Raw genomic sequence first — 7,578 nt, 5'->3', positions numbered from 1 at the left:
GCGGTGCTGGCTGAGCGGGGTACGTTCGATGCTTTGCTGATGGCTGATGGACTGTCCGTGAACGGTACGCATTTGACGAGTGGGTGTTTCCCGCATATCGAGCCGCTGACTATGCTTTCTGCGCTTGCTGCGCGTACCAGCCGGATCGGTCTGGTGGGCAGTGTGTCGACGACGTTCAGCGAGCCGTACAACGTTGCCCGTCAGTTCGCGACCCTGGACCACATCAGTGCGGGTCGTGCCGCGTGGAACATCGTCACCTCCGGGCACGGTGAGGTGAACTTCGGTGGCGGGCCGCTGCCGCAGCATTCGGAGCGCTATGAGCGGGCGGAGGAGTATGTTGAGGTCGTGACCGCGTTGTGGGACAGCTGGGAGCCGGACGCGATCGTCCTGGACCGTGCGAACGGGGTGTATGCCGATGCCGGGAAGGTTCGCAAGATCAACCATGTGGGCAAGCACTTCACGGTCGAGGGACCGTTGAACGTCGCCCGGAGCCCGCAGGGGCGGCCCGTGCTTGTCCAGGCCGGTTCGTCGGGCACTGGCCGGTCGTTCGCCGCGCGTCATGCCGAGGTGGTTTTCACCGCCCAGCAGACGCTGGCGGGTTGCCAGGACTTCTACAGCGATATGAAGGCCAGGGTTGGCGCCGCGGGCCGTGATCCGGGGCAGGTGAAGGTCCTTCCGGGGGTCCACCCGCTCCTGGGCAGTACCGAGGCCGAGGCGCTGCGGATGGAGGACGAGCTTCGCCACCTGATCCGGATGGACATCGGAATGGCGTGGCTGTCCAGGCAGTTGGGTGGTGTCGACCTTTCCGGACTCGACCCGTCGAGGCCTGTTCCGGAGGAACTGCTGCCCGCTGTCGAGACGGTCCAGGAGCGCAGGAGCAGGTATGAGGTCTTCCGGCAGCTGGCTGTGGAGGAGAAGTACAGCATCAACCGGTTGATCGAGGCTGAGGTGATGTCCCAGGGGCATTTGGTGATGGTGGGCGCCCCGGAGCAGGTCGCCGATCGCTTCGCGAAGTGGGTGGCGGAAGGCGGCGCGGACGGCTTCATGATGCTTCCGTCCTACCTGCCGGAGGGCCTGGAGCTGATTGTGGACGGGGTGGTTCCGGAGCTGCGCAAGCGGGGGCTGTTCCGTACTGAGTACACCGGTACGACCCTGCGTGACCATCTCGGACTCGAGCCGCTCGGCGGGCCGGACGGGCAGTAGCGCCGTGGCGGTGCCGTGGGTGCGTACCGGGGGGCGTGGGTCGTAGGCCGTCGGTTCATGGCAGCCGCCCCCATGGCCGCGGCCCGTCAGCGTCGTGGTGTGTGGAAGTCGCGCTGGTACCACACGAGTGGCGCGGCGGGCGTGCCGGTGTGGATTTCTGCGAGTTCGCCGAGGACGAGGTCGTGGTCGCCGGCCGGGATCACGCCGGCGCGCCGGCAGCGGAACGCGGCCGTCGCGCCGGGCAGGTACGGCAGGCCGGTGCCCGGCCACGGTTCGAAGCCCCCGGTGGCGGCGAAGCGGTCGGTGTCGCGGGTGGCGAAGATGTTGGCGGTGGCGCGGTGTTCTTCGCCGAGGAGGTTGACCACGAACTCGTGGGCGGTGGTCAGCGCCCGGTGGCAGCTGGACTGACGGCCGATGCCGACCAGCAGCAGCGGCGGTTCCATGGAGACGGAGGTCACGGCGCTCGCGGTGAAGCCCCAGCGGCGTCCGGCCGCGTCGAGCGTCGTGACCACGGTGACCGGGGCAGCCAGGTGCGCCATGGCGTTGCGGAATTCCGCCGGTTGTACGGAGGCGGGCGCCGTCCCGGTGGACGTGGTCATGGGGTGCTCCTTTTTCTCCGGTCTGTCCGCTGACAGAGCCGGCAGCTCACGGGTGCAGGCGTATCTCGCTGCGGACCGGACGCGGCGGGGGGCGTGTGCGCGCCGGTGGAGCGGCGCATGCGGCACGTTCGGGGCCTTGTCGCAGGGCATGGGCACATGGTCGACCGGCCCCGGCGGCCTCGCCGAAGGGAAGTGATGTGTTGTGAAGTGATGTGTTGTGAAGTGATGTGATGCGAGGCCGCGTCAGGTCTTTCGAGTCTTGGTGCTGGTGATGTGAATCCGTTGGGCGGTGAACTGGTGTGATGGCTGGGCCGCCCGGTCAGGCCGCCTGGTCGCGCATCTCGCGCAGCACGTCGGCGAGCCGGTGGATGCCCTCGGTGATCACCTTCTCGTCGGCGCTCAGGCTCAGGCGGAAGCACCGGGTCGCGTGCTGGGCGAGGCCGGGGGTGCGCAGCGGGTCCACGAAGAAGTGTCGTCCCGGTACGACGAAGACCTTGCGTTCCTTGAGCCGGCGGTACAGCGTGGTGTCGTCGAACCAGGGGTGGTCCACCCACAGCCAGCAGAACATGCCGCCGTCCCCGGAGTGCATGCGCCAGTCGATGTCCGCCGGCAGCAGTTCGCCGAGCAGTTCCTCGGCGAAGCGCTTCTTCTGGCGGTAGTACGGCGTGATCGCGGTGCGGGTGGTGGTGTCCAGTCGCCCGTCGGCCATGACCCGGGCGAGGGCGTGCTGGGCGAGCTGGGGCGCGTGCAGCACGGAGTTGGACATGAATGAGGCGAGCGGTCCTATGTACTTCGGGTGGCCGATCGCGAAACCGATCCGTTCGCCGGGCAGTCCGGCCTTTGACGCGGAGAAGCAGTTGACGATGCTGTCGTTCAGCACCGGCTCGGTGTGCACCTCGGCGATCCGCGGGAAGGGCGCGCCGTAGGCGTTGTCGACGAACAGGGGCACCTCACACTCGGCGGCGAGCGCGGTCAGCTCGTCCAGGTCGGCACGGCTGAGGGCGCGCCCGGTGGGGTTGCCCGGGCTGGAGACCAGCATCATGCCGATGTCGGTGCGGCGACGCAGTGCTTGGGTGTCGAGGGCGTAGCAAAAACGGTGACCTTCCTCGCGGTGGATCAGCGGGGCGACGCCGATGATGCCGTCCTGGTGCATGCACAGTCCCTGGTAGCCGGTGTAGTCGGGCACCAGGGGGAGCACGATCCGTCGCTCGCCGTGGAGTCCGGGGCCGGCGAAGAGGGCGGCCGCGGCGAAGCAGATCATCTGGCTGCCGGGGCCGACGACGATGTTCTCGGGGCCGAGGTCCCAGCCGTACGTCCGGTGGAAGTAGCGGGCGACGGCCTCGACCAGGGCGTGGCTGCCGCGGGACGGGCCGTAGCGGCAGCCGGCCTCGTCGAAGTCCTCGGCGGCCGACTTGGTCAGGGCGGCCCGCCACATGTCCCGCGCCGCGGGGATGGGGGCGGGGTTGCCCACGCTCAGGTTGAGCCATTCGTCGGCTGAGGCTCCGGCGGTGCTCGCGGCGACATCCTCCATGATGCTGCGCAGGCCGGAGAGTCCGGCCATCTTGGTACCGCTCAGCGACAACGGCATAGTTTTCTCCTCAACACCGAGTGGGGAAACGGCCCATGACTTCACGTCATGAGGGGCCGGGAGATTTTGCGTGACGAACGCCGGGCGGGCCGTGCGTCAGGAAGGGCCGGCAGGGCCGCGGGTCAGGAAGGGCCGGCAGGGCCGCGGGTCAGGAAGGGCGGCAAGCCGGGTGCCGGCCGGTGCCGTGCCGGCCGGCGGGCCCGGGTGCCGGCGGCCGGTACGCTCACCGCGGTTCTCCGGCGGCCGCCAGGGGCGACGGGCCATCGTCGAGTGCGCGGTCGTCGAGATCCGGCCAGCCGTGGAGTCCGCCCTCGCCGCTCTGCCGGAGCTGCCGGACGCGCGGTACCAGCAGCACGGCCACGACACCGGCCACGACGAACGCGAGCGCGAGTTCCAGCGTCCGGGTCACGCCGATCGCGTCGGCGAGCGGGCCCGCCGACGCGTATCCGAGCGGCGCCACCGTGAAGGAGATGAGCCAGTCGTAGGACGACACACGGGACAGCACCTCCTCGGGGATGAGCTTTTGGACCGCCGTCGACCACAGGCTGTTCAGCAGGGCCACTCCGGCCGCGCCTAGCAGCGCCGCCCCCATGATCACGACCGTCGGGGACGGTCCGGTCAGCGCGGCGAGCTGCAGTACGGTCGGCAGCAGCGCCAGGTGCGCGGTGACCAGCGGCCTGCGCGGGCGGTACCGCATGCTGACGGCCGCACCGATGAGGGCGCCGACGGCCGTACACGCGCTCACCAGGCCCCAGTTGGCGGCGCCGCCCGTCTGACGGGCCACGATGACCGGTCCGAGGACGACGAACGCGCTGGAGCCGACGTTCCAGACGGCGTGGCCGCACAGGGTCACCCAGTACCAGGGGCGGCGAGCGACCTCGCTCCACCCGGCGGCGATCTCCGCGAAGATGTGGGTGCGTTCGCTGCGCCGGGCCGGCGCAGCGAGCGGGAGGAGCGCCAGGGTGACGGCGCTGACCAGGAAGGTCGCCGCGTCGAGCAAGTACACCAAGCCCGGTGAGGCGATCGCCACCGCGGCACCGGCCAGGCCCGGTCCCATCACCTGGGCCGCGCCGCGTGACAGCTCCATCAGGCCGTTGGCCTGCTGGAGTTTGGCCTTGCTGATGGTCTGCTGCACCAGGCCGGCGAGGGCCGGCCGGGTGATGGCCGAGGCGGCGCCGTAACAGAGCGCCGTGCCCAGTAGCAGGGTCACGCTGCCGTGACCGGTCAGCAGCAGGACGCCGGCGGCCACCTGCACCGCGCACAGGAAAAGGTCACTGCCGCCAAGCAGCAAACGCCGCGGCAGCCGGTCGGCCAGGGCGCCGCCGACCAGTAGCAGCAGTGTGCGGGCGACCATGGTGGCGGCGATGACGAGCCCGATGTCGGCCGCGCTGCCGCCGGCTGACAGGACCGCGAACGCCAGCGTCACCGGCATCAGCGCGTCGCCGAATGCCGACGTCGTACGGCCGATCCACAGCAGGCGGAAGCTGCGCTCGCCCAGGGCACCGAACTTGTCCGAGACGCTCATATCGCGCACCGGAGCGCGGGTGAGGCATTAGCTAGGACTCTCATCGAGGCACCACCGGTTCACACGTCGCGTCAACTGTTCACACCGAGGCGCCAGTTACCCCCTCGGATTGCCCTCATCCTGAAGCACGTTCACCTTTGCCCCCGCAAGTTCACGAACCTGGGAAGTGGTGTACACGGCGCCCAACTCCGGCCTGAGGCAGGGCAACTGTACACATGCCCGCGCAGTGCACATCCGCGCGTTTTTGACCGCCCCCGGCGGATGCCGGGGGCGGCGGGGACGGGCCACGACCCGGGGCCCGTCCCCGCCGGCGGGACCGCCGGCGAGATTGGCCGGACAGACGCCGCAGTCGCCCGTCAAGGGACTGCGGTTCATCAACTGCACTGGCCGCAAAAGCGGTTGGGCTGCGCGAGGATGCCGCGCGGCAAGAGCGGAAGTTCCGCTCCGCTTATCACTACGTCGTCGGCCCGGGGCACGTCAAGATCTTTGCTGATCCTACGAACTGCCGTATGGTTCCCCGTGTGTTCGTCCAAAGGGGCCGCTCCTGCCAGCATCTTCGCCCGCAACCGGCGTCGGTCACCGGCCCTGCCGGACGAGCGCCGTAGCAACCACTGCAGTGCGTCGCCACCAACGACGGCTGAGGCGTCACGGCGCCAGTCCGAGTGGCGACCACGCGACAGGCAGAATCGATCCTGCTCAACCGCACCGGGGGATGTTCCATGCTGCTTTTCATCGAGTCGATTCGAACCGGCACCGGAATGTCCCATGTGAAGTGGGCGGTCGAGAACGGCATCGACACCGCCTACATCACCGACCAGCCGCTCGAGGCCGCGAGGGCGCGGTACTGCGGCGAGGTCGTCGAGGAACTCCAGCGCCAAGGGCGGGTCTTCCAGGTGCCCTCCACCATGACCGCTGACGTTCCCTGCGACCTCGTCGAGCGGATTGGCGAGGCAGGCGGTCCCACCGGCGTCGTCTGCCTGCTGGACCGGAGCGTGGAGTTCGCCGCGGTGCTGGCCGAGCGGCTCGCCGTCCCGTACCCCAGCCCGGACGCGGTGCGCACCATCCGCGACAAGCGCTCGGCGCGCCGGTTCTACAGCGAGGCCGGGGTCCCCAACCTTCGCTGGTGCGCCCCCGAGAGCGCGCAGGAACTGGTGGCATTCGTCAAGCAGTTGGACGTCCCCGTGGTGCTCAAGAACAGCCGCGGGGCGGGCAGCTTCAACGTCACGCTGGTCCGCTCCGCCGAGGAGGCCGTCACCGCTTTCGCCGAACTCAGCGCTGACGTCCCGTTCTTCGGCGGCGGGCTGCTGGCCGAGGAGTACGTCCGCGGCCCCCTCTACAGCCTGGAAACCCTGATCAGCGGCGGCCGCTGTCACCACCTGGGGGTCACGGACCGTCAGATCGGCCCCAACCCCGCCTTCTGCGAGGTTTCCTACAGCTTCCCCGTGCAGGTGCCGGCGTCGGTCGAGGAGCGCATGCGGCGCACCGTCGAGACCTGTGTGGCCCGCCTGGAGATCGAACAGGGCATGCTCCACACCGAGTTCGCCGTGATGGGCGACGACGACGTCGTGATCATCGAGATCAACATCCGGCCCCCGGGCGCCGCGATCCCGCTGATGATGAACGACTGCCTGGAAAGCCCGCTCCCCAAGATCCTCGCCGCCTCGGCGCTCGGCACCGAGCTGCCGTCGCTGAACCAGAATGGCCGGGCGTCCACCACCATGACGGTCCACCCGCCGGTGCGTGGCAAACTCAGAGCCCTGCACGGCGTTGAGGAGGCCGTGCACGCTCCGTTCGTCGCCCAGGTCCTGCCCGGCGCGCAGATCGGCGAAGAGGTGTTCCCGCCCGTCGACTACCGGGGCGCGCTGTGCCAGATCCGCACCGTCGCCGACTCGGTGAACCTGTCCTACAACGCGGCCGTGACCGCCGCGCGCGACGTCTGGGCGGAGGTGGAGTGATGACGCAGCAGACGGCGGTCACCTGCCGCCGTGTCCTGGGACCGCAGCCGAGCGCCCCGCAGGACGGTCGGCCGGACCCCCACCGGGCCCGCTGACCCCGCTCCGCGCGAACCCGGCACCCGGCGCGTACCGGGGTGCCGTCCCCCCAAGACCCCCGGCTGCCTGGCCCGGACCCCGGGCAACCGGGCGCCCCGGTACGGGCGCAGACCACCGGCCGGGTCCCGGCGCGTACGGCGCCGCGTGATGAAGCGGCCCGCCGCCGAGCACGACGGCCGCCCGAAACCCGGGGCCGTACACCCGGCCGGGGCCGTACACCCGGCCGCGGCCGTACACCGTCCGTGACAACCCGCTGGCACCCAGGCCTACGCCGTGCGCCGGGCCGCACGCCCCCCTGCCGACCACCACTGCGTGCAATGACGCCTGCCCCACAGGGAATTGAGCTCCGTCGCGCCGCCGGGCGCGACACGAACGACAAGGATGAACCATGTCGCAAACGTCAACCGCAACCAAGCTGAACGTGCGCCCGGCCGCGGGCTACATCGGCGCGTACATCGACGGCATCGACCTCAAGGCCGACCTCGACGACGCCACGATCGAGGAACTGCGCCAGGCCCTGTACACGCACAAGGCGCTGTTCTTCCGCGACCAGCACCTGGACCACGCCGCGCACGTCGCCTTCGCGCAGCGCTTCGGCCCGCTCGCGGTACG

General features: G+C 70.0%; 6 protein-coding genes. 3 read left to right on the top strand and 3 right to left on the bottom strand.

Going from position 1 to position 7,578, the window contains the following annotated elements; all coding sequences use genetic code 11:
• Window positions 1–1,203 (top strand): LLM class flavin-dependent oxidoreductase (locus ACWGJ5_RS44485; protein ID WP_453315309.1); only part of this gene is annotated, 1,203 nt, incomplete at its 5' end.
• A gap of 86 nt (window positions 1,204–1,289) precedes the next feature.
• On the opposite strand, the gene ACWGJ5_RS44480 is transcribed toward ACWGJ5_RS44485, so the two are convergent.
• The 3 genes from ACWGJ5_RS44480 to ACWGJ5_RS44470 form a co-directional block, all read right to left on the bottom strand.
• Complete coding sequence (locus tag ACWGJ5_RS44480) at window positions 1,290–1,802, bottom strand: flavin reductase family protein (protein ID WP_453315308.1); 513 nt, start codon at window positions 1,800–1,802, stop codon at window positions 1,290–1,292.
• Window positions 1,803–2,121: 319 nt separating this feature from the next.
• The gene (locus ACWGJ5_RS44475; protein ID WP_453315307.1) at window positions 2,122–3,390 is read right to left on the bottom strand and encodes a valine--pyruvate transaminase; all 1,269 of its coding nucleotides are present in this window, start codon (window positions 3,388–3,390) and stop codon (window positions 2,122–2,124) included.
• A gap of 223 nt (window positions 3,391–3,613) precedes the next feature.
• Window positions 3,614–4,915, bottom strand: a complete 1,302-nt coding sequence (locus ACWGJ5_RS44470; protein ID WP_453315306.1) for an MFS transporter — start codon at window positions 4,913–4,915, stop codon at window positions 3,614–3,616.
• A gap of 719 nt (window positions 4,916–5,634) precedes the next feature.
• Between ACWGJ5_RS44470 and ACWGJ5_RS44465 the strand changes: the two genes are divergently transcribed.
• Window positions 5,635–6,870: an ATP-grasp domain-containing protein gene (locus tag ACWGJ5_RS44465; protein ID WP_453315305.1), complete on the top strand. Its 1,236-nt coding sequence runs from the start codon at window positions 5,635–5,637 to the stop codon at window positions 6,868–6,870.
• 484 nt (window positions 6,871–7,354) lie between these two features.
• The coding region (locus ACWGJ5_RS44460; RefSeq protein WP_453315304.1) for a TauD/TfdA dioxygenase family protein at window positions 7,355–7,578 on the top strand (224 nt) is incomplete at its 3' end.

It is taken from the genome of Streptomyces sp. NPDC054783, assembly GCF_053611725.1.
The sequence above is the reverse complement of the archived record's forward strand: the minus strand, read 5'-3'. Positions and strand labels throughout refer to the sequence as shown.

Excerpts from the sequence above, each read along its gene's own strand:
- ACWGJ5_RS44480 (WP_453315308.1), bottom strand. The coding sequence starts at position 1,802 with ATGACCACGTCCACCGGGACGGCGCCCGCCTCCGTACAACCGGCGGAA.
- ACWGJ5_RS44475 (WP_453315307.1), bottom strand. The coding sequence starts at position 3,390 with ATGCCGTTGTCGCTGAGCGGTACCAAGATGGCCGGACTCTCCGGCCTG.
- ACWGJ5_RS44465 (WP_453315305.1), top strand. The coding sequence starts at position 5,635 with ATGCTGCTTTTCATCGAGTCGATTCGAACCGGCACCGGAATGTCCCAT.
- ACWGJ5_RS44470 (WP_453315306.1), bottom strand. The coding sequence starts at position 4,915 with ATGAGCGTCTCGGACAAGTTCGGTGCCCTGGGCGAGCGCAGCTTCCGC.